Source organism: Cellulomonas sp. HZM (assembly GCF_000708885.1).
In the GTDB taxonomy this organism is placed as follows: Bacteria; Actinomycetota; Actinomycetes; order Actinomycetales; family Cellulomonadaceae; genus Cellulomonas.
This window is the reverse complement of sequence record NZ_JEOE01000006.1, coordinates 41,691-68,309: the sequence shown is the minus strand read 5'-3', so window position 1 is coordinate 68,309 and position 26,619 is coordinate 41,691. Positions and strand designations below refer to the sequence as shown.

The 26,619-nt window shown below is 73.6% G+C and carries 20 protein-coding genes; 13 read left to right on the top strand and 7 right to left on the bottom strand.

Going from position 1 to position 26,619, the window contains the following annotated elements; all coding sequences use genetic code 11:
• Nucleotides 1–89 precede the first annotated feature (89 nt).
• Both nrdR and AW16_RS0105450 read left to right on the top strand, forming a co-directional pair.
• Nucleotides 90–641 (top strand): transcriptional regulator NrdR, encoded by a 552-nt coding sequence (gene nrdR, locus AW16_RS0105455; protein ID WP_081861468.1) that lies wholly within the window; start codon nucleotides 90–92, stop codon nucleotides 639–641.
• Nucleotides 642–740: 99 nt separating this feature from the next.
• The gene (locus AW16_RS0105450) at nucleotides 741–929 is read left to right on the top strand and encodes a DUF5302 domain-containing protein (protein WP_029288791.1); all 189 of its coding nucleotides are present in this window, start codon (nucleotides 741–743) and stop codon (nucleotides 927–929) included.
• 103 nt (nucleotides 930–1,032) lie between these two features.
• Here AW16_RS0105450 and AW16_RS18335 read toward each other — a convergent pair whose 3' ends face one another.
• The 3 genes from AW16_RS18335 to AW16_RS0105435 all read right to left on the bottom strand — a co-directional run bounded on the left by AW16_RS18335 (nucleotide 1,033) and on the right by AW16_RS0105435 (nucleotide 11,271).
• On the bottom strand, nucleotides 1,033–7,521 hold the full coding sequence (locus tag AW16_RS18335) for a hypothetical protein (RefSeq protein ID WP_197021565.1): 6,489 nt from the start codon (nucleotides 7,519–7,521) through the stop codon (nucleotides 1,033–1,035).
• 257 nt (nucleotides 7,522–7,778) lie between these two features.
• Entirely contained in the window at nucleotides 7,779–8,978 is a 1,200-nt protein-coding gene (serA, locus tag AW16_RS0105440) for a phosphoglycerate dehydrogenase (protein WP_029288787.1), read from the bottom strand.
• A gap of 4 nt (nucleotides 8,979–8,982) precedes the next feature.
• The gene (locus AW16_RS0105435; protein WP_051681688.1) at nucleotides 8,983–11,271 is read right to left on the bottom strand and encodes an AAA family ATPase; all 2,289 of its coding nucleotides are present in this window, start codon (nucleotides 11,269–11,271) and stop codon (nucleotides 8,983–8,985) included.
• 170 nt (nucleotides 11,272–11,441) lie between these two features.
• On the opposite strand from AW16_RS0105435, the gene AW16_RS0105425 reads away from it, so the two are divergent.
• The 5 genes from AW16_RS0105425 to AW16_RS0105405 all read left to right on the top strand — a co-directional run bounded on the left by AW16_RS0105425 (nucleotide 11,442) and on the right by AW16_RS0105405 (nucleotide 16,110).
• Nucleotides 11,442–12,659 (top strand): PP2C family protein-serine/threonine phosphatase, encoded by a 1,218-nt coding sequence (locus AW16_RS0105425; protein ID WP_029288783.1) that lies wholly within the window; start codon nucleotides 11,442–11,444, stop codon nucleotides 12,657–12,659.
• The gene (locus tag AW16_RS0105420) at nucleotides 12,656–14,197 is read left to right on the top strand and encodes an ATP-binding protein (protein WP_029288781.1); all 1,542 of its coding nucleotides are present in this window, start codon (nucleotides 12,656–12,658) and stop codon (nucleotides 14,195–14,197) included. Before AW16_RS0105425 ends, AW16_RS0105420 begins: the two co-directional genes overlap by 4 nt.
• A gap of 15 nt (nucleotides 14,198–14,212) precedes the next feature.
• Nucleotides 14,213–14,650, top strand: coding sequence for a response regulator (locus tag AW16_RS0105415; protein ID WP_029288779.1), 438 nt, complete (start codon nucleotides 14,213–14,215; stop codon nucleotides 14,648–14,650).
• 100 nt (nucleotides 14,651–14,750) lie between these two features.
• Nucleotides 14,751–15,701: a proteasome assembly chaperone family protein gene (locus AW16_RS0105410; protein WP_029288777.1), complete on the top strand. Its 951-nt coding sequence runs from the start codon at nucleotides 14,751–14,753 to the stop codon at nucleotides 15,699–15,701.
• Between the two features lie 205 nt (nucleotides 15,702–15,906).
• Entirely contained in the window at nucleotides 15,907–16,110 is a 204-nt protein-coding gene (locus tag AW16_RS0105405; RefSeq protein ID WP_029288775.1) for a cold-shock protein, read from the top strand.
• A gap of 70 nt (nucleotides 16,111–16,180) precedes the next feature.
• Here AW16_RS0105405 and AW16_RS0105400 read toward each other — a convergent pair whose 3' ends face one another.
• Nucleotides 16,181–17,059 carry a spermidine synthase gene (locus AW16_RS0105400; RefSeq protein ID WP_034648154.1) on the bottom strand — a complete coding sequence of 293 codons (879 nt, stop codon included), beginning with the start codon at nucleotides 17,057–17,059 and terminating at the stop codon, nucleotides 16,181–16,183.
• Nucleotides 17,060–17,141: 82 nt separating this feature from the next.
• Between AW16_RS0105400 and AW16_RS0105395 the strand changes: the two genes are divergently transcribed.
• Genes AW16_RS0105395 through AW16_RS0105385 form a run of 3 tightly spaced genes read left to right on the top strand, consistent with a single transcriptional unit; the run spans nucleotide 17,142 to nucleotide 19,367 of the window.
• A complete protein-coding gene (locus AW16_RS0105395; RefSeq protein WP_197021564.1) occupies nucleotides 17,142–17,612 on the top strand; it encodes an SAV_6107 family HEPN domain-containing protein in 471 nt (156 codons plus the stop codon).
• A 34-nt stretch (nucleotides 17,613–17,646) separates the two neighbouring features.
• Nucleotides 17,647–18,924, top strand: coding sequence for a DNA polymerase IV (locus AW16_RS0105390; protein ID WP_029288763.1), 1,278 nt, complete (start codon nucleotides 17,647–17,649; stop codon nucleotides 18,922–18,924).
• Between the two features lie 38 nt (nucleotides 18,925–18,962).
• Nucleotides 18,963–19,367, top strand: a complete 405-nt coding sequence (locus tag AW16_RS0105385) for a DUF3040 domain-containing protein (RefSeq protein WP_029288761.1) — start codon at nucleotides 18,963–18,965, stop codon at nucleotides 19,365–19,367.
• A 112-nt stretch (nucleotides 19,368–19,479) separates the two neighbouring features.
• Here the strand turns inward: AW16_RS0105385 and AW16_RS0105380 are convergent, their stop codons facing one another.
• The 3 genes from AW16_RS0105380 to AW16_RS0105370 are packed head-to-tail and all read right to left on the bottom strand — an operon-like array spanning nucleotide 19,480 to nucleotide 24,061.
• Nucleotides 19,480–21,825 (bottom strand): DUF3488 and transglutaminase-like domain-containing protein, encoded by a 2,346-nt coding sequence (locus AW16_RS0105380; protein ID WP_156044056.1) that lies wholly within the window; start codon nucleotides 21,823–21,825, stop codon nucleotides 19,480–19,482.
• Nucleotides 21,822–23,066 carry a DUF58 domain-containing protein gene (locus AW16_RS0105375; RefSeq protein WP_029288759.1) on the bottom strand — a complete coding sequence of 415 codons (1,245 nt, stop codon included), beginning with the start codon at nucleotides 23,064–23,066 and terminating at the stop codon, nucleotides 21,822–21,824. The genes AW16_RS0105380 and AW16_RS0105375 overlap by 4 nt, the downstream gene beginning before the upstream one ends.
• On the bottom strand, nucleotides 23,066–24,061 hold the full coding sequence (locus AW16_RS0105370) for a MoxR family ATPase (protein ID WP_034648169.1): 996 nt from the start codon (nucleotides 24,059–24,061) through the stop codon (nucleotides 23,066–23,068). The genes AW16_RS0105375 and AW16_RS0105370 overlap by 1 nt, the downstream gene beginning before the upstream one ends.
• A gap of 449 nt (nucleotides 24,062–24,510) precedes the next feature.
• Here AW16_RS0105370 and mraZ point away from each other — a divergent pair, with 449 nt between their 5' ends.
• The 3 genes from mraZ (at nucleotide 24,511) to AW16_RS0105355 (ending at nucleotide 26,522) form a co-directional block, all read left to right on the top strand.
• Nucleotides 24,511–24,948, top strand: coding sequence for a division/cell wall cluster transcriptional repressor MraZ (mraZ, locus tag AW16_RS0105365; RefSeq protein ID WP_197021566.1), 438 nt, complete (start codon nucleotides 24,511–24,513; stop codon nucleotides 24,946–24,948).
• 156 nt (nucleotides 24,949–25,104) lie between these two features.
• The gene (rsmH, locus tag AW16_RS0105360) at nucleotides 25,105–26,115 is read left to right on the top strand and encodes a 16S rRNA (cytosine(1402)-N(4))-methyltransferase RsmH (protein ID WP_029288756.1); all 1,011 of its coding nucleotides are present in this window, start codon (nucleotides 25,105–25,107) and stop codon (nucleotides 26,113–26,115) included.
• Nucleotides 26,112–26,522 (top strand): hypothetical protein, encoded by a 411-nt coding sequence (locus AW16_RS0105355; protein WP_029288755.1) that lies wholly within the window; start codon nucleotides 26,112–26,114, stop codon nucleotides 26,520–26,522. Before rsmH ends, AW16_RS0105355 begins: the two co-directional genes overlap by 4 nt.
• Nucleotides 26,523–26,619 lie beyond the last annotated feature (97 nt).

The window sequence follows — 26,619 nt, the reverse complement described above, 5'->3', positions numbered from 1 at the left end:
CCGGTCGCGCGCGTGGCCTAGCGTCGCGCACGCGAGCCTGGCGTACGCGCGCGTGCGGGTCGCCGACCGCCCATGCGAGAGGAACGCCCGTGCACTGTCCCTTCTGCCGTCATCCTGACTCACGAGTCGTCGACTCGCGCACGTCGGACGACGGCGCGTCGATCCGCCGTCGCCGTCAGTGCCCGTCGTGCAACCGCAGGTTCACGACGGTCGAGACGACGAGCCTGTCGGTCGTCAAGCGTTCCGGTGCCACCGAGCCGTTCAGTCGCGACAAGATCGTCGGCGGCGTCCGCAAGGCGTGCCAGGGGCGTCCGGTGAGCGAGGACGACCTCGCGCTGCTCGCCCAGAAGGTCGAGGAGACGTTGCGCTCGTCGGGCTCCGCCGAGATCGACGCCTACGAGATCGGTCTGGCGATCCTCGGGCCGCTGCGCGACCTCGACGAGGTCGCGTACCTGCGGTTCGCGAGCGTGTACCAGGCGTTCGAGTCGCTCGAGGACTTCGAGGCCGCGATCACGGTGCTGCGGGCGGAGCACGAGGAGCAGCGCGACGACGAGCACGGGGAGCCCGGTGTCGGCGACGTCGGCGTCACGGGCTCCGAGGCCGGCGCAGCCCGCGGGCACGGCGCAGAGCAGGTCGACTGACGGACCGTGCGCGACCGCGCGAACGGTGGCGCGTGGCCGGTCGGTCGGCCACGCTGAGAGATGACCCGGCGACCCCGCCGGGCCGAGGAAGGAGCCACGATGGCCGAGGACGACAAGCCCGCTGCTGCGAGCGACGACGCGAAGGCGAAGTTCCGCGAGGCGCTCGAGCGCAAGCAGGCCGCCAGCCACCGCACGGCGGACGGGAGCCGCAACACGGGTGCCGTGCACGGCTCGGAGACCACGGGGCCGGCGCAGCGCAGGTTCCAGCGCAAGTCCGGCTCGGCCTGACGGTCGCACCGGCAGCGACTGGCAGCGACCGGCAGCGACAGGCGCGGACCGGGGGCGGCCCAGGCGGGAGTGCTCGCCTGGGCCGCCCTTCGTCGTCCGGGGGTCAGCTCCGGGCGCGCCGTCGGGCTGCCGCGAGCGCGAGCCCGGCGAGGACCGCCAGCAACGCCACGGCCAGGACGTCCTGCACGTCGGAACCCGTGGTCGCCAGGCCGCCGGGACCGGTCGACGGGTCGCTCGGGTCAGCAGGGTCCGTCGGCGCCGGGTCGCAGCCCGCGCAGCCGACGGTGCTCGACGCGGTCGCCTGCTCGGAGGAGACGACCTCGCCGCCCGCGGTGCCCGCCGCGGTCGCGACGTTCGTGACGGAGCCGGCGAGCGCATCGGCCTGGGTGACGGTGTAGCGAGGCCCGGCGCACGTCACCTGGGCGCCCGGGGCGAGCTCGTCGACCGGGCAGGCGTAGACCTTGCCGCGGTCGCGAACCACGGGGTTCTCGACGGTCACGTTGCCGGTGTTGGTCACCGAGAACGTGTAGACGAGGACGTCCCCGACCTTGATGCCCGCGGTGGCCGACACGGTCTTGACGAGGGACAGCTGCGGGTCGGCGTCGACGGTGCCCGACGTCGCGGTGGACGGGTCGGACGACACGGGCGTGCCGTGGGGGTCGGTGCCCGCCGCGGTCGCGGTGTTGTGGACCGAGCCCGCGTCGACGTCGGCCTGCGTCACGGTGTGCCGAGGGCCGTCGCACGTGGTGCTCTCGCCCGGCGCGAGGGTCGCGACGGGGCACGGGTACGAGGTGGCGCCGTCGATCACGTGCGGGTCGCTGATCGTGACGTTGCCCGTGTTGGTCACGACGAACGTGTACGTGAGGACGTCGCCGACGTCGGCTCCCGTCGTGTCCGAGACCTTCTTGACGAGGGAGAGCGACGCGTCGGCCGGCACCGTGGTGGAGGTGACGGTCGAGGGCGACGACTGCACGGGGTCGCCCTGCGGCGGGTTCCCGCTCGCCGTCGCGGTGTTCGTGACCGTGCCGGCGTCGACGTCCGCCTGGGTGACCGTGCGGGACGGTCCGGCGCACGTCGTGGTGGCACCGGGTGCGAGCGACGCGTCGGCGCACGCGTAGGACGTGCCGCCGTCCTCGACGGTCGGCACCGCGATCGTGACGTTGCCGCTGTTCGTCACGGTGAACCAATAGCTCAGGACGTCGCCGACGGCGAGGTCCGCGCTGGCCGAGACGTGCTTGACGAGCGTCAGCGCGGGTGACGCGCCCTGCGTCGTGACGACCGCGCTGACGCTCGGCGACTGCACGGGTGACGCGTCGGGTGTCGTCCCGGACGCGATCGCGGTGTTGGTGAAGCTGCCCGCGTCGACGTCGGCCTGGGTCACGACGTGGCTCGGACCGGTGCACGTCGTCGATCGGCCCGGGGCGATGCTCGTCACGGCGCACGCGTAGTCGGTGCCGGCGTCGCTCACGACCGGGTCGGTGACGGTCACCGTCCCGGTGTTGGTCACCGTGAACGTGTAGGTCACGGTGTCGCCGAGGGCGACGTCCCGCTCGGGCGCGGCGGTCTTCACGAGGGCCAGCCCGGCGCGCACGTCCGTCGTCGTGGTGGCGGTGGACGACGGGGAGGTCACCGTCGCGCCGGGCGTGCTGCTGCCCGGAGCGGGTGGTGCCGTGCCCTGCGCCGTCGCGGTGTTGACGACCTTGCCGGCGTCCACGTCCGCCTGTGTCACGACGTGCGTGGGCCCGTCGCACGTCGTGGACGCGCCGGGCGCGAGCGCCGTGACGGGGCACGCGTAGGTCGTGCCGGCGTCGAGCGCGACGGGGTCGTGGATCGTGACGTTGCCGAGGTTCGTGATCTCGAACGAGTACGTCAGCACGTCGTCGACGGCGGCACCTGACCGCGGGTCGACCGACTTCTCGAGCCCGAGCACCGGTGCGGCCGCGACAGTGAGGACGTCGACCGTCGCGTCGGGGGAGTCGACGGTCGAGCCGTCGGGCGCGAGCGCGGCGGCCGCCGCGGTGTTCGACACGGTCCCCGCGTCGACGTCGGCCTGCGTCACCCGGTGGGTCGGGCCCGCACAGGTCGTCGAGTCACCGGGTGCGAGCGTCGCGTCGTCGCAGCTCGCGTACGTGGTGCCGTGGTCGAGCACCGACGGGTCGTGCAGCGTCACGTTGCCGTTGTTGGTGAGCGTGAACGTGTAGACGACGTCGTCACCCACGGCGACCCCTGCGCTGGGTGCTGCCGACTTCACGAGCGTGAGCGCCGGCGCGGCCTGGACCGTCGAGACGTCCACGGTCGTCGGCCCCGCGTCGACGTCGTCGCCGTCGGGGTCGGTGGCCGTCGCGCTCGCGGTGTTCGACACGTTCCCGGCGTCGACGTCGTGCTGCGTGACGGTGTGGCTCGGTCCGCGGCAGTCGGTGGAGTCGCCCGGGGCGAGCGAGTCGTCGTCGCAGTCGTCGTACGTGCCACCGTCGTGGACCGCCAGGTGGTCGAGCGTGACGTTGCCGGTGTTCGTGAGGGTGAAGGAGTAGACGATCTCGTCGTCGACGTCCACGGCAGCCGAGGGCGACGCGTGCTTGACCAGCGCGAGACCGGGTGCCGCGGCGACGGTCGTGGCCGTCGCTGTCGAGTCGTCGGAGTCGATGCGGGCGCCCGCGGGGCTGGTCGCGGATGCGGACGCGGTGTTGCGCACGTCTCCCGCGTCGACATCGGCCTGGGTCACGGTGTGCGTGGGCCCGGCGCACACCGTGCTCGCGCCCGGGGCGAGCGTCGCGTCGTCGCATGCGGTGTACGTGGTTCCGCGGTCGGTGACCGACAGCCCGTGCAGGGTCACGTCCCCGGTGTTCTCGAGCGTGAACGAGTACGTGACGACCTGGCCGACGGCGAGGTTCGACGACGGCGACGCGTGCTTGGTGAGCACGAGCCCCGGAGCGGGGGCGGTGGTCGTCGTCGTCGCGGTCGCCTCGGGCGAGCGGTACGTGGTGCCGTCGTAGGTCGCGTCGGCCGTCGCCGTGTTGACCACGCGGCCGGCGTCGTACTCGGCCTGCGTGACCGTGTGCACGGGGCCCGCGCACGTCACGGAGTCGCCCGGGGCCAGGACCGTGACCGGGCAGGTCCAGGACGACGCCCCGTCGCGGACCGTCGGGGCGAGGAGCGTGACGTTCCCGGTGTTCTCCACGACGAACGAGTAGGTCACGAGCGAGCCCACGGTGGCCCCGGAGGCCGGGGAAGCCGACTTCGTGAGCTTCAGGGCGGGCGCCGCGGCGACGGTCGTGGTCGTCACCTTCGCCTGCGGCGACGTCACCGGCGTCGCGCCGAACGTGCCGGACGCCGTCGCGACGTTCACGACGGATCCCGCGTCGAGGTCGCCCTGCGTCACGACGTGCTGGGGACCGGCGCACGTCGTGCTCGCGCCGGGTGCCAGCGTGGTCGCGGGGCAGGAGTACGTCGTGACGCCGTCGGCGACCGTGGGCGCCGTGACGGTCACGTTGCCGGCGTTCGTCACGGTGAACGAGTACGTGATGGTGTCCCCGAGGTGGACGCCCGCTGCCGGCGCGCCGCCGACGGTCGCCTGCTTGACGAGCGTGAGCGCGGGATCCGGTGCGACGGTCGTCGTCGTCGCGACGGCCTCGTCCGAGCTGACCGGTCCGGAGCCGCGCGCGGGCACGGCGCTCGCGGTCGCCCGGTTGACGTACGAGCCTGCGTCGACGTCGCCCTGAGTGACCGTGTGCGACGGGCCGGCGCACGTCGCGGACGCCTGCGGGGCGAGGGACGTCGGCGTGCAGGCGTAGGTCTGGCCGGCGTCGGTGACGGTCGGCGACGTGACGGTCACGTTGCCCGTGTTCTTCACGGTCAGCGAGTACGTGAGGACGTCACCGACCTTCGCGCCGCTGGTCATGGAGGCGGTCTTCGTCAGCGTGATCGACGGGGTCGCCGCGATCGCGGGGATGCTGAGCGACGCGGTCACGCCCGCCAGGGGCGTGCCGTTGGTGCGGTTCGCGTGCCCGGTCGCGACGTTGTCGACCTTGCCCGCGTCGACGTCGGCCTGCGTGACGGTGTGCGTGGGCCCGGGGCACGTCGCGCTCTGGGCGACGGCGAGCGAGGTCGGTGCGCACACGTAGGTGGTTCCCTGGTCGACCACGGTGGGGTTGCGCAGGGGGACGTTGCCGTCGTTGGCCACCGTGAAGCCGTAGTGGATCACGTCGCCCACGTGCACGACGGTGGCGTCGGCCGTCTTCGTGACGCTGAACGACGGGGCGTCCGCGACCGTCGTGACCGTGACGGTCGCGGTGGCCGTCGGTGCTGCGACCCCGGCCGGCGGTGTCGCGGTCACGGTCGCGGTGTTCACGACCTGGCCCGCGTCGACGTCGTCCGCCGTGACGGTGCGCGTCGGTCCGGCGCAGGTGGCCGAGGCGCCCGGGGCGAGCGTGCTCGGCGTGCAGCTCGAGTACGTGGTGCCCGCGTCGGTGACGACGGGCGCCGAGAGCGTCACGTTGCCCGTGTTGGTCACCGAGAACGCGTACGTCAGGACGTCGCCAGGCGAGACGGGGGCCGCGGGCTGGCCGCCCTTCGTGGCCGTCTTGACGAGTGCGATGCCCGCCGTGCGCGTGCTCGTCGTCGTCGCCGTGCTCGGCGTCGACGTGACCGAACCCGCCGAGCCGGGCGCCGTGCCCGTGGCGGTCGCGGTGTTCACGGACGAGCCCGCGTCGACCTCGGCCTGGGTGACCGCGTGCGACGGGACCGCGCACGTCGCCGAGGCACCGGGTGCGAGCGTCGACGGTGTGCACGCGTAGGTGGTGCCGTCGTCGATCGCGGTCACGCCGGTGAGCGTCACGTTGCCCGTGTTCTTCGCCGTGAGCGAGTAGGCCACGACGGTGCCGAGCGTCGCGCCCGACGTCGGCGACGCCGTCTTCGTCATCGTGATGGCCGGTGCCGGGGCGACGGTCGTGGACGTCGCGCTGTCGGTGGCGGTGTACGTCGAGCCGCCGAACGTGGCGGACGCGGTCGCGGTGTTGGTGACGACCCCGGCGTCGACCTGGGCCTGGGTGACCGTGCGCACGGGGCCGGTGCAGGTCGTCGAGGCACCCGCGACGAGCGACGTCGCGGGGCACGTGTACGTCGTCCCGCCGTCGACGACCTTCGGGCCGGTGAGCGTCACGTTCCCGGTGTTGGTCACGGTGAACGTGTACGACACCTGGTTGCCGACGGCGAGTCCCGCCAGGACCGAGGCGGACTTGACGAGCGAGAGCGACGGGACGTCGTTCAGGTTGACCGTCGCGGTGGACGGATCGGTCGTCACGCTCGAGCCGTCCGGGGCCTTGCCGGTCGCGGTGGCGGTGTTCGCGTAGGCGCTGCCCGCGGCCTGGTCCGCGGAGGTCACGACGTGCGACGCGGTGCAGATCGTCGAGGCGCCCGCGACGAGCGTGGTGGCCGGGCACACCAGGTTGGTCACCTTGGGGTCGCTCACCGCGATGTTCGTGAGTGTCTGCGTGCCCGTGTTGTAGACGACGAACTGATAGCTGATGGTGTCGCCGACCGCGTACTTCGCCTTCGGGGCGACGACCTGCTTGGCGATCGTCAGGTCCTTGAGCGCGTCGACCGTGGAGACGTCGACGTTGCGGATGAGGTGGATGTCGGACGCGCCGCCGGTCGACGCGGCCCAGCCGAGCTTGTAGGTGGCGGGAGCGCGCGTGGGCATCGTCGTCGTGACGGCGTGGCCCCACGACGTCTCACCGGGGAACTTCAGCTCGACCGTGACGTCCGGGCCCGTGGTCCCCGACGCGGGCTGAGGCTGGATCGTCACGCGCACGTCGCGGACGAAGGTCGCCTCCGTCGCCGGCGTCGGCTTCACGGTCGAGGCGTTCCAGAACGACGGCTGCACGTTGTACGCCGAGCTCAGCTGCGTCGTCGTGCCGACGCGGCAGTACCCCTGCGACCACGCGGTGCCGGACTGGCGCCCCGGCCCGCGCAGGGTGATCGCGTTGGGCGTGCGGGTCCCCGCCGACGCCGCGGAGCAACCGGTCCCGCGGCCCTCCTCGTCGTTCGCGTAGTTGCCGTACACGTCGAGACCGACACCGAGATAGCCGCCGACGACGCCGTCGGTGCCGTCGTTGCGCTGCGCGTACCCGAGTGCACCGCCGTACGAGCCCGCCGACGTGAGGGAGTACGCGCCGTCCGTGAGGAAGAACCCGATGCCGTCGCCCGGCGCGGGGTTGCTCCCGGGGTTGTACACCGAGCCGCCGTACTGAGCCTGCTGGAACTGCACGACGAGCCCCGCGGCCGCGGGGATCGCGCGGTTGTACACCACGCCGCCCTTGACGTTGGTGGTGGCGTCGGTGAGGCGCAGCCAGCCGTTGTCGCCCGAGGTCGGGACGGGCCCGTTCGTGGTCGCGCACTTGCCGAGGGCCGTGCCCGTGGCGGTCGTCGTCGACCTGGTCAGGCACGCCGAGTTCAGGGCGAGGAAGGCGGGGTCGGCGACCGTGGCGCCCGAGAACGACTCCGTGAGGAGGGACGTGCCTGCGGCCGAGGCGGACGTGGACGCGCCGACGACGGCGGCGAGGGCCGTCACGAGGACGAGGACGACGGCGCTCACGGCGGCGACGGGGGAGGAGGAACGGCGCAGGCGCACGGAGAGCATCGGGTGGCGATCCCTTCGCCGTGCACCGGCTCGAGGTGGACGGCTCGGCGGCAACGGCAGGAGCATCGCGAGCATATGGACCCGTGCTCGGCCCGATCCGGACATCGCGGACGCGACTCGGACCATCGTCCAGTTCGCACCGAGATTTCACCCGGTGCGTTCACCCGTCCGGCTCAACGGCCCCGGGTCGTCCGGGGCGACCCGCCCGCGCCTCAGGACAGCAGGCGCAGCCTGATCGCCTCGGCCTGCGACGACAGCGCCTCGACCACCGCCTGGTCGACCTCCGAGCCGACGTCCGTCACCACGTAGCCGAGCTCGCCGCGCGTCGAGAGCAGCTGGGCCTCGATGTTGACGCCGTGCTCGGCGAGCGTCGCGTTGATGCCTGCCAGCACACCGGGGCGGTTGTGGTGCAGGTACGCGAGCCGGTGCACGCCCGGCGGCTGGTCGAGCGCCACGTTCGGCAGGTTCACGGACAGCGTGGTGGAGCCCGTGGCGATGTAGTCGCGCAGCTTGTGGGCGACGAACTGCCCGATCGCCTCCTGCGCCTCCTCGGTCGAGCCACCCGTGTGCGGCGTCAGGATCACGTTCGGCAGGCCGCGCAGCTCGGACTCGAAGGGGTCGCCCTTGCGCTTGGGCTCGACGGGGAAGACGTCGACCGCGGCGCCGGACAGGTGCCCCGAGACGATCGCCTCGCGCAGCGCGGCGGGGTCGACGACGAAGCCGCGCGAGAGGTTGAGCAGGATCGCACCCGGCTTCATGCGAGCGATCTGCGCCGCGCCGAAGAACCCGGCGTTGCCCGGACGTCCGTCGACGTGCAACGTCACGACGTCCGCCGTCTGGAGCAGCTCGTCGAGGGAGTGCATGCGACGCGCGTTGCCCAGCGCGAGCTTCTCCGCCGTGTCGTAGAACACCACCGACATGCCGAGGTTCTCGGCGAGGACCGACAGCTGCGTGCCGATGTTGCCGTAGCCGATGATGCCCAGCGTGCGGCCGCGCACCTCGTGGGCGCCGACGGCCGACTTGTTCCAGACGCCGTCGTGCATCTCCTTGTCGAACTCCGTCAGGCGGCGCGTGAGCCCGATGATCTCGGCGATCGCGATCTCGACGACCGAGCGCGTGTTCGAGAACGGCGCGTTGAAGGTCGCGACGCCTCGAGTCGCGGCTGCGGCGAGGTCGATCTGGTTGGTCCCGATGCAGAACGCACCGATCGCGACGAGGTCCGGCGCCTGCGCGAGCGCGGCAGCCGTGACGTTCGTCTTGGACCGGATGCCGAGCAGGTGCACGCCGTCGAGCGCGTCGACCAGCTCGGCCTCGTCGAGCGCGCCGGTGCGCGTCGTCACGTCGAAGCCGGCGGCCTCGAGGATCGTGCGCGCCTGGGGGTGGAGGTTCTCGAGCAGGAGGGCCTTGAGCACGGGGTCATCGTGCGCCTGCCCGCGCCTCGGGCACAGGCATGTCCGACCTGCGGACAACGGGACCGTCGTCGTCGCCCTCCTCGAACCCGCGAGGCAGGTCGCGCGAGTGCAGGACGTGCAGGACCCGCGTCGGTCGCGTCATGGCGACGAACAGGTCGCCTGCCGACGCCGCGAGGACGTCCGCCGGCTCGACGAGCACGACCGCGTCGAACTCGAGCCCCTTCGCCTCGCGCGCGCCCATCACGACGAGCGGGGCGTCCAGGTCGGTCGCCGGACCACCCGCACCCGCGAGCCGCTCGCGCAGCTCGTCGACCGTCCCGTCCGGCGCCAGCACGGCCACCCGCCCCGCACCGGACTCGTCCCGGACGTCGTCGAGGGCGAGCTTCGCCGTGGCGACCGTCTCGTCCACGAGCGCCGCCGCGGCCACACGACGGACCTGGAGCGCATCCGGCACCTCGCGCGCGGACGTCAGACGGCTGACCGGCAGCCCCGCGGCCGACGCGACCCGTCGTGCCGCGTCCGCCACGGCGGCCGGGGTGCGGTAGTTCACCGTGAGCTCGGCCAGCCGCCACGACGCGCGCAGCACGGGGTCGAGCATCGTCGCCCAGTCGCGCGTGCCCGCGGCGGCCGACGTCTGGGCGACGTCGCCGACGATCGTGAGCGAGCGCGTGGGCACCCGTCGCAGCAGGGCCCGCCACGCCATCGCCGACAGCTCCTGCGCCTCGTCGACCACGACGTGCCCGTAGGTCCACGTCCGGTCGGCCGCCGCGCGCTCGGCGGTCGTGAGCGCGGGGCCGCCCGCCGTGAAGCGGTCCGCGAGGAGCTCCGCCGACACCAGCGCGCCCGAGCCTGTCGACTCCAGCACCCGGCGCGCGTACGCGAGCTCGTCCGCGCGCTGCTGTGCTGCGGCGCGGGCCTGCGCGCGCGCGGCCTGGTCGTCCTCGCCGAGGAGCTCGGCCGCCTCGTCGAGCAGCGGCACGTCCGCCTCGGTCCACGGCGAACCCGCGTCGCGAGCGAGCGAGCGGCGCTGCGCGCGGGACAGCTCCGGTGCCGCGAGGTCCAGCCGCCAGGGCTTGGCCCACAGGTCCTCGAGCAGCTTCTGTGGCGTGAGCGGCATCCACGCGAGGTTGAGCGCGACACGCACGTCCCGGTGGCTGCGCAGGTCCTCGAGGATCTCGCCGCGCTCGTCGGGCGGGACGTCGAACGCGAGCTGGGCGACGTACTGGTCGGCCAGCCGCGACAGCATGTCCCTGACGAACGCGACACGGGCCTGGTTGTGCGGGCGGTGGTTGCGCCGCGCGCGGGCGATCGCGCCTGCGACGTCGTCGGGGCGGATGACGACGGTGCGACCGTCGATGCGGACCGTGACCGCCTCGGCGGGGACGCGCTCGCGGTCCCGGACGGCCTTGGCGATCACGCGCGCCATGACCGCCCGGCCCTTGAGCTCCGCGACGGCGTCGTCCTCGGTGCCCGTCGCGCGCACGCCCGGCACGAGCTCGGCGACCGTCGTCGTCACGACGCCGGTCTCGCCCAGGGACGGCAGCACCTGGTCGATGTAGCGCAGGAACGTACGGCTGGGGCCGACGAGCAGCACGCCCGAGCGCTCGAGGGTGCGCCGGTGCGCGTACAGCAGGAACGCGGCGCGGTGCAGCGCCACGGCGGTCTTGCCGGTGCCCGGACCGCCTTGCACGACGAGCGCGCCGCCCAGCTCGGACCGGATGATCGTGTCCTGCTCCGCCTGGATCGTCGCGACGATGTCGCCCATGCGCCCGGTCCGGCCGGCACCCAGCGCGGCGAGCAGCGCGCCCTCGCCCGAGAGGCCCTCGAGACGCTCGTCGCCGTCGACGACGAGCGTGAGGTCGAGCACCTCGTCCTCGACGGCCGTCACGGAACGACCCCGGGTCACCAGGTGCCGACGACGGACCACGCCGTCGGGGTGCGCGGCGGTCGCGCGGTAGAACGCCTGCGCAGCCGGAGCGCGCCAGTCGGTGAGGAGCTGGCTCTGCTCGGCGTCCGTCAGGCCGATCCGACCGACGTAGCGCCTCGACCCGTCCTCGAGGTCGAGCCGGCCGAACGCGAGGCGCTCCTCGACGGCCTCGAGCTGGGCGAGACGGTCCTCGTACAGCGTCGCGAACGCGTCGCGCTCGCTCCGGTTCTGCGGCGAGCCTGCCGGTCCCGTGCGGCGCACGTCCGCGAGGCGCGCGCGAGTCTGCGCGCGCAGCTCGTCGAGCCGCGCGTACAGCGTGTCGATCGTGCGCTGCTCGCCCGTCAGCTCGTCGTTCGTCGCCGTCACGCGTGCCCTCCCGTCGTCGCCCGCTCCCGCGTCCCCGCGAAGCGGCCGTCCATTATCCGCCCGCGGCACGGGGCGTGTTGCACGCGTCCGAGGACGGACCGGACGATCGGAGCGCGCGGCCGGCGACCAGCACGTACAGTTCGCATGCCGACGAGAGGACGACCGTGACCATGGCACCGGAGCACCGTCGGGGCGACCCCTCGGACGGGCGCTCCATCACCGCGCAGCCGGTGCGGCTCGTCGAGCCGGCGATCCGCGTCCTGCTCGTCGAGGACGACGAGGGCGACGCGGTGCTCGTCGGCGAGCACCTGCGCGACGCGGGGCTCGACGTGGTCCTGCGCCGTGCCCGGACGCTCGACGAGGCGATCGCGTCGCTCGACGTCGACTGCGTGCTCCTCGACCTCGGGCTCCCGGACGCGACGGGCATCCCCGCGCTCGAACGGCTGCTCGACGCGGGTGCGCCCGCGGTCGTCGTGCTCACGGGCCTGGCCGCGAGCGGGACCGGTGTGCAGGCGGTGGCCGCCGGCGCGCAGGACTACCTCGTCAAGGACGAGGTCGACGGCCACACGCTCGGGCGCGCCGTGCGCTACGCGGTGCAGCGCCGCAGGCTCGAGGAGACCGACCGTGCGCTGTACCGGTCGCTCGTGCGCGAGCAGGAGACGAACCGCCTCGAGCGGGCTCTCCTGCCCGTCCCCGTCGTGGGCGACGAGAGGCTTCAGGTCCATGTCGGCTACCGCGCGGGGCGTGACGGGGTGCTGGGTGGGGACTTCTACGACGTCGTCGAGCGTCCCGACGGCACGGTGCTGGCGATCGTGGGCGACGTCTGCGGCCACGGCCCGGACGAGGCCGCGCTCGGCGCGACGCTGCGCACCGCGTGGCGCACGCTCGTGCTCACGGGGACACCGGTCGACGAGGTCCTCGGCCGGCTGGAGATCGTGCTCGAGGCCGAGCGGCCGCGCCCCGAGGTGTTCACGACCGTCGCGATGCTGGCCGTCGCGCCGGACCGGCGCACCGCGCAGATGTACCTCGCCGGGCACCCGGTGCCGCTCGTCGTCGGGCCTCCCTCGCACCTCGCGCCGACGCGCACGCGCGGGCGCGCGCTGGGGATCCCGGTGCCCGGGACGTGGCTCCCCGAGACGCTGGAGCTCGGTGACGCCTGGATGCTCATGTGCTACACCGACGGGCTGCTGGAGGCGACCGTCGGCGACGCCGCGACCGCCCCGGCGCAACGGCTCGGCAAGCGCGGTCTGCTCGACGTCGTCGACGCGGCGCTCGTCCGCGGGCCGGCGACGGGACTGGTCGAGAAGGTGATCGCGGACGTCCGCACGCTGCACGGCGGCGACCTGGTGGACGACGCCGCCGTCGTGGTGCTCGGGTGGGGCCGGTGAGCGCAGCTCCTCGTCACGGCGTCACGCTGCGACGCCGGCTCGCGACGCTGCTCGTCGTCGCGGGAGCGGTCCTGGGCCTCCTGCTCGGAGCCGCCGGGTTCGCGATCGCCCGGCTCGTCGACCGGCAGGACGCGGTCACGCAGGACCTGTACGAGGCGGTCGCCGCCTCCGACCAGGCGTTCGCTCAGCTGCTCGACGCCGAGACGGGGTTCCGCGGGTTCGCGCTCACGGCCGCGCCCCGGACGCTCGAGCCGTACGACCAGGCCGCGACCGACCGTGCGTCGTTCGAGCGGGTCGCGCAGGACCTCCAGGGCGTCGTGCACGACCCGCGCCTCGTCGCGCTGGGGTCGCAGGTCGACGACGCGGCCGACGCGTGGTTCGCGTACGCCGAGCCGCTCGTCGAACGAACGCGCGAGCAGGGCAAGGGCGCGGTGACGACGTCCGACATCGAGACGGGCAAGGAGAAGTTCGACCGCATCCGCTCGAACGTCGACGAGTTCTCCGACGAGCTGCGCGCCGCGCGCGGCCACGTCGCCGGCGAGCTGCACCGCTGGACCCGGGTGACGACGGCCGTCGTCGCGCTGCTCGCGGTCGCGGCGGTCGTCGTCGCGGTGCTGCTGTGGAGCGCTCTGCGGCGTTGGGTCGTCGAGCCCGTGGACGAGCTCGCGAGCGACGTGCGCATCGTCGCGCAGGGCGACCTGCACCACCCGGTGCTGGCCACGGGCCCGGGCGAGATCGCGGCCCTCGCACGCGACGTGGAGCACATGCGCATCACGCTCGCGTCCCAGGTCGAGGAGGTCGAGCAGGCGCACGCCGCGCTCGCGGAGCAGGCCGAGGAGCTGCGCCGGTCGAACCGTGACCTGGAGCAGTTCGCGTACGTCGCGTCGCACGACCTGCAGGAGCCTCTGCGCAAGGTGGCGAGCTTCACGCAGCTCCTGCAGAAGCGGTACGGCGGCCAGCTCGACGAGCGGGCCGACCAGTACATCGGCTTCGCGGTCGACGGCGCCAAGCGCATGCAGCGGCTCATCAACGACCTGCTCGGCTTCAGCCGGGTCGGTCGCGTCGGCGGCGAGGTCACCGACGTCGACCTCGCCGACGCCCTCGCGGCCGCGGTCGACAACCTGGACACCGCCGTGACGGACACCGGGGCCGTCGTCACGCACGGTGACCTGCCCGTGCTGCGCGGCGAGCGCGCGCTGCTCGTGCAGCTCTTCCAGAACCTCGTCGGCAACGCCGTCAAGTTCCGCGACCCCGGACGCGAGCCGCACGTGCACGTGAGCGCCGTGCGCGTGCACGAGTCGGGGCGCGACGCATGGCAGATCGAGTGCCGCGACAACGGGATCGGGATCGACGCGCAGTATGCGGAGCGCGTCTTCGTGATCTTCCAGCGGCTGCACCCCAAGGACGTGTACGAGGGGACCGGCATCGGGCTGGCCCTGTGCAAGAAGATCGTCGAGTTCCACGGCGGTCGGATCTGGATCGAACCGGTGGACGGGGAAGGGACCAGCATCCGCTGGACCCTGCCCGACGCCGACTGACGCGAGGAGAGCCGCATGTCGGAGCGCAAGACGATCGACGTCCTGCTGGTGGAGGACGACCCGGGCGACGTCCTCATGACCCGCGAGGCGTTCGCCGACCACAAGGTGACGAACCGGCTGTCGGTGGTGTCCGACGGCGTCAGCGCGATGGAGTTCCTGCGCAAGGAGGGCGAGCACGCCGACGCGCCCACGCCGGACCTGATCCTGCTCGACCTCAACCTGCCGCGGATGGACGGGCGCGAGGTGCTGGAGGAGCTCAAGGCCGACGAGGCGCTGCGGCAGATCCCGGTGGTCGTGCTCACGACGAGCGAGGCCGAGGAGGACGTCGTGCGCAGCTACTCGCTGCACGCCAACGCGTACGTCACCAAGCCCGTCGACTTCGACCGGTTCATCGACGTGGTGCGCCACATCGACGAGTTCTTCGTCGAGGTGGTACGCCTCCCGACCCGCTGACACCCGGTGCGGGAAGAGGATCGGCGTCGGTCGCGTTGAGGCAGGCAGCACGGGGACTTCTTCCCCGGATGGCCTGCACGAGCCGACGAGAGGTACCGAGTTGCTCGACCCCAGCGACATCTACGACGTGGACCCGGACGTGGCCGCTCGCCTCGACGAGCGCGCTGCGGCGGGGCATCGGCCGGTGCTCGTGCACGCGGTGCGCGGCTTCGTCGACGCGGGCGCGGCCGGACGGCTCGCGGCCGAGCACCTGCTCGACGAGCTCGAGCCCACGCGGCTCGCGTCGTTCGACGCCGACCAGCTGATCGACTACCGGTCGCGCCGCCCGACGATGACGTTCGACGCGACGACGTGGACGTCGTACGAGGAGCCGGAGCTCGTGGTCGACGTGCTCGAGGACGGGGTCGGCACCCCGTTCCTGCTGCTGCACGGCCAGGAGCCCGACGTCCAGTGGGAGCGGTACGTCGCGGCGGTCCGCCAGCTCGTCGAGCGGTTCGACGTGTCGCTCACGGTCGGCGTGCACGGCATCCCGATGGGGATCCCGCACACCCGGCCCGCATCGGTGACGGCGCACGCGACCCGCGCCGAGCTCGTGGCCGACCACCCGTCGTGGTTCGGCACGGTCCAGGTGCCGGCGAGCGCGAGCGCCCTGCTCGAGCTCCGGCTCGGGCAGTCGGGGCACGACGCGATGGGCTTCGCGGTGCACGTGCCGCACTACCTGACGCAGTCGTCGTACCCGCAGGCCAGCATCGCCGGGCTGCGGGCCGTCGAGCGCGCGACCGGTCTGGACCTGCGCAGCCACGCGCTCGACGCGGCCGCGTCGGAGGCGACCGCCGAGATCGAGCGCCAGGTGGAGGAGTCGCAGGAGATCTCGACCGTGGTCCACGCGCTCGAGGAGCAGTACGACGCGTTCGCGCGGTCCTCGGAGCGGGGGAGCCTGCTCGCACGCTCGGCCGACCTGCCGACGGCCGACGAGCTGGGCGCCGAGTTCGAGCGCTTCCTCGCGGAGCAGGGAGACGAGGGCCGGGGCGAGGAGGGCCGCGGCGACTGAGCCGTCCCGCGCGTTGCCGCCCCTTCACCCCATCGTTATCGAACCTTGCCCTGAGGGTGCCGCAAACCGTGGCGTGCGCCACACGGTGCGTGCAACGATGCCTGCGTTGCAACGTGCTCGTCGATCGTCCGGTGCAGGACGCGAGGCATTGCGGCACGGCGGTCGGGCCGACCGCCGTCGTCACCGGAGGAGAAGGAAGCAGGACATGGCACAGGGTGCTGTCAAGTGGTTCAACGCCGAGAAGGGCTACGGGTTCATCGCGCAGGACGGCGGTGGCGCCGACGTCTTCGTGCACTACTCCGCGATCGACTCCCAGGGCTACCGCTCGCTCGACGAGGGCCAGCGCGTCGAGTTCGACATCGCGCAGGGCGACAAGGGCCCGCAGGCGGAGCACGTCCGCCCGCTGTGACGCCCCGGGTCGCCGCGGCGCCCGTCGAAGCCCCCGCCCGCTCTCGCGGTCTCACGAAGGGTCGTCCCGCTCAGGGGCGACCCTTCGTCGTGCGCTCGTCAACGGCGTCTCCGTCGTCCTTGGGTCCGGGATCGGCGAGCACGGCCGCGCCACGCGCGAACGCCGCGGCCTCGTCGCCGTGCAGCAGGCGCGCGGGTGCGGGCAGGCTGCGCACGGCGCGTGCGAGCGCCGGCGAGGCGAGCAGGTCGGTGCGGTCGGTCGCCGCGAGCACCACGTTGCCGTAGCCGCGCCCGCGCAGGAGGCCGGGCTCGGCCACGACCGCGACGTCGGCGAACTGCTCGGCGAGCGTCGCGACCTCGGCACGGGCGAGCGCGAGCGGTGCACGGTCCGCGCAGTTGACGAGGTACACGCCGCCGGCGCGCAGCACGCGCGCCACGTGCGTGGCCATCTCACGCGTCTGCACGTGGGTGGGCGTCCGGTCGCCGGCGAACACGTCGCGCACGACGACGTCCGCCGACCGGTCCGGGAGCCTCTCGGTGACAGCACGCGCGTCGCCGGCACGGATCCGCAGCGCGGGGGAACGCGGCAGGTCGAACCACCTGCGCACGAGCTCGGGCAGCGTCGTGTCGAGCTCGACCGCGAGCTGACGCGACCCCGGACGAGCCGCGTCGAGCGCCCGCGCGAGGGCGCACCCCGCCGCGCCCAGGTGCACGACCTCGAGGGGGCCGGCGGGCATCGCGTCCACCACGGCGGCCATCTGCTGCATGTACTCGAACGCGAGCAGCGCGGGGTCGTCGAGGTCGACGTACGAGCTCGGCACGCCGTTGACCATGACGACGACCGCGGACGGTCGGTCCGGGTCCCGCACGAGCTCGACCGTGCCCGTCGAGATCGAGACGGGCCCCGTGGGCCAGTCGCGTGTCGGTGGTCGGTGGGACGCTCGGGACATGGCACACACCGTAGGCGGATCGGGCGTACGGGTTGACGGATCTCGAACGTCTGTTCGATCATGGGGGTCGGAGGTGAGGCACATGGCTCAGTCGTCTGTCGCCGGTCCCGTGACCGACGTCGCCACCAGTGCGCGGCCGTCGCACGGGGGTCTGCTGTCCCCGCAGGCGCGCACGCTGATGAACCGAGCCGACGCGGAGCTCGTGGCCGCGCAGTACTCACCCGAGTCGTGGGAACGCTTCTCGCACGCACACCTCGCAGCGCTGCGCGCCGGCGCGGCCGTGGTCGCGGCACGCGGCACCGTGCCGACGCGTGGGGCGTCGCGGACCGTGTGGGCACTGCTGCGCAAGGCCGCGCCGGAGCTCGATCGCTGGGCCGCGTTCTTCGAGGCGGGCGCCGCGGTGCGCTCCGCCGTGGACGCGGGACGATTCGACGTGCTGTCGGAGGAGCGTGCCGAGGACACGCTGTGCGCGGCGGAGGACTTCGTCGACGCGGCGCGTGCCCTGCTCGGGGAGGAGCACCCGCTCGACCTGCGGGTGGCGCGGGCGTCGTGACCGACCTCGTGGACGTGACCGGCCCGGTGCGGTCGTGAGCCGGGGTCCGCGCGCGGACGCCGCCCGGCGCGACTGGGGGCGCGAGGAAGAGGGCTGCTCGATCCTCCACGTCGACATGGACGCCTTCTTCGCGTCGGTGGAGCTCGCGCGAAGGCCGCAGCTGCGCGGCCTTCCGGTGATCGTCGGGGGAGCGCAGCGCGGCGTGGTGCTCGCGGCGACCTACGAGGCGCGAGCCTTCGGCGTGCACTCGGCGATGCCGATGTCGCGCGCGCTGCGCATGTGCCCCCAGGCGGTGGTCGTGCCGCCGGACCACCACGCCTACCACGAGGTCTCCGTCGGGGTCATGCGCGTGCTCGGCGACGTGACCGCGCTCGTCGAGCAGGTCAGCGTCGACGAGGCCTTCCTCGACGTGGCGGGCGCTCGCCGTCGTCTCGGTGCTCCCACCGTGATCGCGCAGCGGATCCGGGAGCAGGTGCGTGAGCAGTTCGGCATCACGTGCTCGGTGGGTATCGCGTCCACCAAGTTCGTCGCGAAGCTCGCGTCGGGTCATGCGAAGCCCGACGGCGTGCTGCTGGTGCCACGTGCGGCGACCGTCGACTTCCTGCGGGTGCTGCCGGTGGGGGCCCTGTGGGGAGTCGGCGAGCGGACCGAGCAGTCGCTCGCGCGGTGGGGGATCACCTCGGTCGCACAGCTCGCGGACAGTGACGTCGCGACGGTCCAGCGCGCGGTGGGCCGTGTCGCGGGCGCGCACCTGCACGACCTCGCCTGGGGCCGTGACCCGCGGCCGGTCACCCCGGGCCGGGAGGAGAAGTCGATCGGAGCCGAGGAGACGTTCGACCAGGACCTGATGGACCTCGCGGTCGTCGAGACGCGCGCGCTCGCGCTCGCGGACCGGTGCGCGTCCCGGCTGCGCGCCGCGGGCCTCGTCGGACGCACGGTGTCGGTGAAGGTGCGCACGAGCGACTTCAGGACGCTCACGCGGTCACGCACGCTCACGACGCCGACCGACGTGGGCAGGGAGATCTTCCTGGCGGCGCGCGACCTGCTCGCCGCGACCGACCTGGGCGGGCTGCCCGTACGGCTGGTCGGCGTGCGGGTCGAAGGCCTGACCGGGGCGACGTCGTCGGCACGTCAGCCGACGCTCGACGAGGCCGTCGACCTGCCCGAGGCGCGCGCGGACGGACGGCGCCGCGACGCCGAGATGGCGATGGACGAGGTGCGCCAGAAGTTCGGTGGTGGCGCGATCCGGCCTGGTTCGTCGGCCCCCGCTTCCCGTCTGGCTACCACCTTCGTTCCCGCGGATCTATCCTGAGACGGAGAACCTCTTCGTGACAGTGGACAGGAGCCGGGATGCCTCTCTCCGAGTACGAGCAGCGCGTCCTCGAGCAGATGGAGCGCCAGCTCACGTCTGACGACCCGCGGCTCGCCAACACCCTCACCCAGCGGGGTCGTCGGCACGTCGGTCGCTACGTCATCGCCGTCGTCGGCGCCGTCGTCGGGCTGCTGCTCCTGGTGCTGGGCGCCGCGCAGAGCATCCCCGTGCTCGGGGTGGTGGGCTTCGTCGTGATGTTCGCCGCGGTCGCGTTCGCGTTCGCGAACCCGTCCCGGCACCGCAAGCAGGGTCCGCAGGGCGTCGTGTCCGAGGACGGGCACGTCAGCCGCCACCAGGGACGCACCAAGACCCCGCGCTCCGGCGGGTTCATGCACCGCCTCGAGGAGCGCTGGGACCGCCGCCGGGAGAACGGCGGCCGGTAGCCGTCGCACGGGCGCCCGCTTCCGCGGGCGCTCCCTCGGAGGAACGTGGCACCGCGGGCACGTGCCACGGCGTACGTCACGCCGGGCGCTCGGACCGCCGGGTCGAGGCCGCTCAGCGGGTCGAGGTCGCTGCGGTCCGGCCGTCGCGGGCGCCGCGTCTGCTGCGCCCGCCCACCGCGTCGTGCACCGCTCCCGCCGCTTCGTCGACCCACGCGGACAGCTGCCCGGCCGAGACGTCCGTCGGGCTGGGCGCGTAGCGCTGCTGCTCGACCGCCCGGGAGAGCCCGGTGAGCGCCGTGAGGGCGGAGTCCGGCAGCGTGTGCCCGGACCGCTCCTCCACCTGGCGGCAGATCGTGCGCGTCGCGTCGCGGGGCGTCGTCGCATCGGACCAGCGCACGCCGTCGGCCGCGAGCCGCCTGCGCAGCCGACCCCATGCCCGCTCGGCGGTGACCTGCTCGGCACGTCGCCGTCGGACGCGGACGACCGCGGACAGCGCGAGCGCGGCGAGCACGAGCACCACGGCGAGCGTGATGCCCACCGGGGCGAGCCAGCCGGTCGACGAGGTGGTCACGGTCGTGGTGGGGGCGCTGGTCTCGTCGTCGCCCGGTGCCGAGGTCGACGAGTCCTGCGTGGGAGCGGCCGTGGCCCCGTGCGGGATGTCGGGGTTGTCGATCGCCTGTGACGCGCGGAACGGGTCGCTCCACACGGGCGGCGGCCCCGACTGGACCGCGGGGGTCGGCTCGAACCGCACCCACCCGAGGTCGTCGCCGAAGTACAGCTCGGGCCACGCGTGGGCCTGCTTGCCGGTGACGGTGTACGTGCCGTCGCCGTCGGTGCTGCCGGGCAGGAAGCCGATCCCGACGCGCGCGGGGATGCCGAGCGTGCGGGCCATGATCGTCATGGACGTCGCGAACTGCACGCAGTAGCCGTGCCGGTCCTGCAGGAAGTCCCAGACCGCGTCGTCGGTGCGAGCGGGAGCGACGCGGGTGTCGTACGTGAAGTTGGCGGTCGAGCGCAGGTACGACTGCAGGTCCATCGCCTGCGCGTAGGGGCTCGTCGCGTCGGCCGTGATCTTCTTGGCGAGTGCCGCGATGTCGTCGCTGTGCGACGTCGCGGGCACCTCGAGCACACCGGTCGTCGCGGCGTCGGCGGGAGCGGGCGCCTGGGCTGCTGCGAGGTCGTCGGGCGTGAGCGACGGGATCTCGACGACCATCGAGTACGAGTCGCCGCCGCGTGTGGGGCTCGACCCGAACACCTCGTCCTGCGCGGCGTCGTACTCCCACTGCCCGCGCGCGGCGACGGTGCGCGCGAAGATGCCGATCGGCAGCCGCGTCTCGTCGAGCGTGCCCACGTTGACGTCGACCTGCGCGAGCGTGCCACGGTCGGCGCTCGGCTCCTGCCCCTGGAGCGCGGCGACGGGGGACAGCAGCGTGGTCGAGCTCACCGGGGACGAGGCCGACGGGTCGGTCGGCGTCCACGTGCGCCCGTCGAACTGCGTGAGCGTGAAGGCCCGCAGGGGCCCGAGCGAGCCGGCGCCGACGGACACGGCGTCCGTCGCGGTCGGGTTCGGCAGGTCGGGGCCCGGCTCCTGGTCGGCGGGCGTCACCGCGTCGTCCGCCGGGTAGGGGCGCACGGTGTACGTGAGGACCGTCTGCCCGGAGCGCGCACCGAGGCTGTGCCGCAGGTCCAGCTGGTCGCTGAGCCGCAGCGGACCGGCGGCCCCGGACCCGAACGACGGGATGCGCAGGTCCGACCACCCGGGCAGCGCGGCGAGCACGGGGCCGAGCACGAGAGCGCCGACGACGACGGCCACCGATGCGACGAGCGAGGTGGTCGTCCAGCGGCTGCGTTCGTCGTCGCCCTGGACCGCGGGCGCCGAGACCAGGGCAAGGAGCAGCAGGAACGTGATGCCCGTCCACAGGAGCGCGGCCACGCCCGAGCCGATGCCGAGGTAGAGGCCGGGCAGCCACATCAGCAGGAAGGCGAGCCCCGCCCAGGCGGGCCGCCCGAGCCCGACCGCGAGCAGGTCGGCGACCAGCAGCACGCCGAGCGCGGCGACCACGAGGACCATCTCGGACGGCTTCGTGACGTCCATGGGCGCGACGGCGTGGTCGATGTAGGCGAGCCCGTCGCTCCACGCGGCGCGGGCGCGGTCGACGGTGTCGCCGTCGGGCACGAGCTGCAGCCGTCCGGGCGGGGCGCCGTAGCGCAGCACCACCAGCAGGGCCGCGGCGACGAGCCCGACGGCCGAGGGCAGCCACCACGTCCTGGTCGCTGCGCGGGTCGCCGCGACGACGCCGGCGACGACCAGGACCGACCCCCAGGTCGCGCCGCGCCAGCCTCCCGTGCCGAGCATCGCGGCGACAGCACCCAGGCTCGTGCACGTCCCGACCGCCACGAGCGCCGTCGCGAGCAACGCCCGCACGCCCCGCGGTGCACGTGGCGCGACGACGCTCATCGCCCGCACCCGAGCAGCCGTAGCCATGCGTCGGTGGGGCTCTCCCCGGCCGTGACCCCGACCGCTCGCCACCCGGCCCGGCGCAGGGCCCGCAGCGTGTGCTCCGTCTCCTGCACGTGGCCCGCGCCCGACGAGTCGGTGCGGACCATCGCCCAGCACTGCGCGGTGTCGGCCATGTGCGCGAAGGACTCGCGCGTGCGGGCGGTGAGCGCGCCGACGACGGCGAGCACGATCTCCCCGTTCGCCTCGGTCGAGTCGAGCATGTGCGCGGCCGCCACCAGCTGCGCCTCCGCCTCGCTCGTCCCGCGCGGCGACGTCAGGTCGATGGTCCGGTCGAGGAGCGCCGCGCGTGCCCCGTCCGAGCGGGAGTGCACGAAGGGCGCCGCGAGGCCTGCGCGGGTTCCGTCGAGGATGCGCACGGGGTGGCCGGCGTCGAGCATCGCGAGCGCCATCGAGGCCGCGACGGACACGGACCACTCGACGGCCTGCGCGCCACGCTGCGGGAGGTCGATGAGGACCGACACGGGTCGCATCCCGGCGCGCTCGTCGGACCGCACCAGCAGCGAGCCGCGGCGTGCGCTGCTGCGCCAGTGCACACGGCGCAGGTCGTCGCCCTCGCGGTAGTCACGCAGCGACGAGTCGTCGGTCGACGGCGACCGTGCTCCGAGGGCGACGCGGTCCGGCTCGCCGACCAGGACGTCGGAGGAGACGGGGAGCGCGACGACCTCGGGCCACACGGCGATCTCCGCGGCGTCGCCGAGCTCGGCCGTGGTGGCGACCGTGCCGAACACGTCGGTGCGCGTCACGACGAGCGGGCCGACGGGCCAACGGCCGCGGCGCGCCGCCCGCACCGAGTAGCTCACGGTGACGTTGCCGCGCTCGCGCGTCACGCGTGCGCGCAGCGGCTGGCCCGCGGAGAGCTCGGTGGCGGCCTGCTCCGAGAACCGCAGGCCCATCAGCCGGGTGCGCGAGCCTGCGTCGTGCGCCCGGATGCGTACCGCGACCCCGACGTCGGACCCCGCGTGCACAGGGTTCGGTACGGCCACGCGCTCCACGCTCACGCGGTTGCGTCCCTTGGCCGGGTCGCGCCACGCGACGACCGCTGCGGCGCCGCCCACGCACAGGAGCGCGAGCAGCCCGATCCGCAGCAGGTCGACGTTGCCGAGGCCCGAGCCGAGCACGAGCAGCGCGAGGCCCGTGCCGGCGATGCCCCAGCCACGCGGGGTCGGTCGGAGCCGCATCAGCCGACGCGGCGCCCGGTGGCGGCCGCAGGGCTGGGCACCGGCACGCGCTCGACGATCTCGGTGACGATGGCGTCGGTGCCGCGACCCGACAGGCGCGACTCGGTGCTCGGCAGCAGCCGGTGCGCGAGCACGGGCACGGCAAGGTGCTGGACGTCGTCGGGCAGCACGTGGTCGCGGCCGTCCATCGCGGCGACGGCCTTGGCGGCGCGCAGCAGCTGGATCGCGGCGCGCGGTGACGCGCCGAGGCGCAGGCCCTGGTCCTGGCGGGTCGCGGTGACGAGGTCGACGACGTACCGCTTGACCCCGGGCGCCGCGTAGAGCCGACGCGTGGTGTCGATCATCGCGGCCACGTGCGTCGCGTCGGTCGCCGGCTTGAGGTCGGCGAGCGGGTCGGCGGTCTCCTGCAGGTCGAGCATCGCGAGCTCGGAATCCACGCTCGGGTACCCGACCGTGAGCCGGGCCATGAACCGGTCACGCTGCGCCTCGGGCAGCGGGTAGGTCCCCTCCATCTCGACCGGGTTCTGCGTCGCGACGACGAGGAACGGGCGCGGGAGCGCGTACGTGCGGCCGTCGACCGTGGCCTGCGCCTCCTGCATGCACTCGAGCAGCGCGGACTGCGTCTTGGGCGACGCCCGGTTGATCTCGTCGCCGATGACGATGTGCGAGAACACCGGGCCGGGCCGGAACTCGAACTCGTGCGTCTGAGCGCGGAAGATGTTGACGCCCGTGAGGTCGCTGGGCAGCAGGTCGGGCGTGAACTGGATGCGGCCGACCTGGCAGTCGATCGAGCGTGCGAGCGCCTTGGCGAGCGTGGTCTTGCCGACGCCCGGGACGTCCTCCAGCAGGAGGTGCCCCTCGGCGAGCAGCACCGCGAGCGTGGACCGCACGAGCTCGGGGCGGCCGGTCACGACGCGCTCGATCCCGGCGCGCATGCGCCCGGTGGTCTCGACGAGGTCGTCGAGCTCGGTCGACGAGGGCACGGGCTGCACGATGGCGCCTCCTTTGGCGGGATGGAACCGCAGCCTACGTGCGCGAGGGCCGGTGCGGAGCCCTTTCCGTGACGAGCGTTCGACTTCGCCCGGACGGGCGTGCGGTCGTGGGTCGTGCGTCGGGGCCCTCCACTTCGCTCCACCCCGGCTCGTCGGAACCGTGCGTGCGCGTGCCCGCGGCGGCTCGTCGAGCGTGCGCGGGCGCGTGGACCGCGCTCGGACGACTCCGCCGGGATGCCGTGGCGCGTTCCCGCGGGGAAGATCCCTCCACTTTGCTCCACGGCATGTGACCTGCGCGAACGATGCGCAGAAGGGTGAAAACACGTCGCTCTTCCGTCGCTGGTGGAGGAAAGTGGAGTACCGTGGAGGCACGTGGTTGGTCGGGGAGAGCCCGGGAGCTGGAAGGAGGCGCGGTGACACATGACTCGTCGTCCGCTCTCTTCGGTTCCGCCGTGCCCTTCCTGGGCACGTACACGCCACGCCTGGACGACAAGGGGCGGCTCATCCTCCCGGCCAAGTTCCGCCCCCAGCTCTCGACGGGACTGGTCATGACGCGCGGCCAGGAGCGCTGCCTGTTCCTGCTGCCCATGGACGAGTTCCGCCGCTACCACGACCAGCTGCGCCAGGCGCCCGTGACCAGCAAGCAGGCGCGCGACTACCTGCGTGTGTTCCTGTCGGGCGCGAGCGACGAGCTCCCGGACAAGCAGGGCCGCATCTCGATCCCGCCGGTCCTGCGCACGTACGCCGGGCTCGACCGGGACGTCGCGGTCATCGGCGCCGGCAGCCGCGTCGAGATCTGGGACCTGCAGGCGTGGGAGACGTACCTCGCCGAGCAGGAGGCGGGCTACGCCGACACGACCGAGGAGGTGTTCCCGAACGGACCCTTCTGACGAACGACCGGCACGACGGTGCCGCCCGGTGAGACCTCCTCCCGTCCGCTCTGACGCACTTCCCCGCGTCAGAGGGCCGGTGGGGGATCTGGTCGGACGGCGGAGGGGCCGCGAGACCACCAACGAGGACGCAGCGAGCAGGGGAGAGGGGGCGACGTGGACCAGGCCGACGAGAACGACCGCCCGGCCGACGAGCGCCACGTCCCCGTCCTGCTCCAGCGCTGCATCGACCTGCTCGCCCCGGCGCTCGCGGAGCCCGGCGCGGTCATGGTCGACTCCACGCTCGGCATGGGCGGCCACACCGAGGGTGTGCTGACGGCCTTCCCGCAGGTCCGCGTGATCGGGATCGACCGGGACACGCAGGCGCTCGAGCTCGCGGGACGGCGCCTGGCCGCGTTCGGGGACCGGTTCACGCCCGTGCACGCGGTGTACGACGAGATCGGCGACGTGCTCGACGAGCTCGACCTGCCGCACGTGCAGGGCGTGCTCATGGACCTCGGGGTCTCCTCGCTGCAGCTCGACGAGGTGGACCGCGGGTTCTCCTACGCGCAGGACGCGCCGCTCGACATGCGGATGGACGCGACGCGGGGCCGCACGGCGGCGGACGTGCTCAACACGTACGACGAGCGCGACATCGCCCGCGTGCTGCGCGTGTACGGCGAGGAGCGCTTCGCGGGTCGCATCGCCCGCAACGTGGTCCAGGCCCGCACGCGCGCACCGCTGACGCGCACCGCCGAGCTCGTCGACATCGTGCGCGCGAGCATCCCGGCAGCGACGCGCAAGACCGGCGGCCACCCCGCCAAGCGGACGTTCCAGGCGCTGCGCATCGAGGTGAACGGCGAGCTCGAGGTGCTCGAGCGTGCGGTGCCGGCATCGATCGAGGCGCTCGCGGTCGGCGGCCGCATCGTCGTCGAGGCGTACCAGTCGCTCGAGGACCGCATCGTCAAGCACGCGTTCGCCGCGGGTGCCACGACGAGCGCGCCCGCCGGGCTGCCGGTCGTCCCCGAGTCCCACCAGCCGTACCTGCGGCTCGTGACCCGCGGCGCGGAGGAGGCCGACGAGGCCGAGCTCGCGCTCAACCCCCGCTCCGCGTCGGTGCGCCTGCGCGCCGCCGAGCGCACCCGACCCACACCCGAGCACATGCGACCGCGAAGGAGAGCTGCATGAGCGCCCAGACAGCAGCGCGCGTCGCGCCCCCTGCCTACGCCCCTCGTCCCCGCGTCGAGCAGAGCGCCCCGGCGCCCCGGCTCCGCGTCGTGCGCGCGCCTGCGCAGGCGCGAACGCGCGTGCCGTTCGTGCTGGTGTGCATGGCGGTGCTCGCGGGTGCCCTGCTCGCGGCCCTGCTGCTCAACACGCAGATGGCCCAGGTGGCGTACGAGCGGCTCGACCTGTCCAACCAGCTGGGGCAGCTGCAGCAGGACCAGAAGGACCTGTCGGCCACGCTGGACCGCAAGGCGTCGCCCGACGACCTCGCGGCCGCGGCGCGCCGACTCGGCATGGTTCCCGCGGCGGGCACGGGCTGGGTGAGACTCTCGGACGGAAGCGTGCAGGTGGCTCCCAAGGCCACCAAGTGAGCACGCCGACGTCGCAGCGTCCCGGGTCCCGGCGCCCGGGCGTGCGGCCCGAGTCGGTGCGCAGGGCGCCCGGGGACGGAGCACGGGGAGCGGTGCG

Bases quoted from the DNA above. Each gene is read 5' to 3' on its own strand.
- AW16_RS0105450 (WP_029288791.1), top strand. From the start codon at position 741: ATGGCCGAGGACGACAAGCCCGCTGCTGCGAGCGACGACGCGAAGGCG.
- AW16_RS0105355 (WP_029288755.1), top strand. From the start codon at position 26,112: ATGAGCGCCCAGACAGCAGCGCGCGTCGCGCCCCCTGCCTACGCCCCT.
- AW16_RS0105385 (WP_029288761.1), top strand. From the start codon at position 18,963: ATGCCTCTCTCCGAGTACGAGCAGCGCGTCCTCGAGCAGATGGAGCGC.
- AW16_RS0105395 (WP_197021564.1), top strand. From the start codon at position 17,142: ATGGCTCAGTCGTCTGTCGCCGGTCCCGTGACCGACGTCGCCACCAGT.
- AW16_RS0105425 (WP_029288783.1), top strand. From the start codon at position 11,442: ATGGCACCGGAGCACCGTCGGGGCGACCCCTCGGACGGGCGCTCCATC.
- AW16_RS0105400 (WP_034648154.1), bottom strand. From the start codon at position 17,059: ATGTCCCGAGCGTCCCACCGACCACCGACACGCGACTGGCCCACGGGG.
- AW16_RS0105375 (WP_029288759.1), bottom strand. From the start codon at position 23,066: ATGCGGCTCCGACCGACCCCGCGTGGCTGGGGCATCGCCGGCACGGGC.
- AW16_RS0105415 (WP_029288779.1), top strand. From the start codon at position 14,213: ATGTCGGAGCGCAAGACGATCGACGTCCTGCTGGTGGAGGACGACCCG.
- AW16_RS0105380 (WP_156044056.1), bottom strand. From the start codon at position 21,825: ATGAGCGTCGTCGCGCCACGTGCACCGCGGGGCGTGCGGGCGTTGCTC.
- AW16_RS0105405 (WP_029288775.1), top strand. From the start codon at position 15,907: ATGGCACAGGGTGCTGTCAAGTGGTTCAACGCCGAGAAGGGCTACGGG.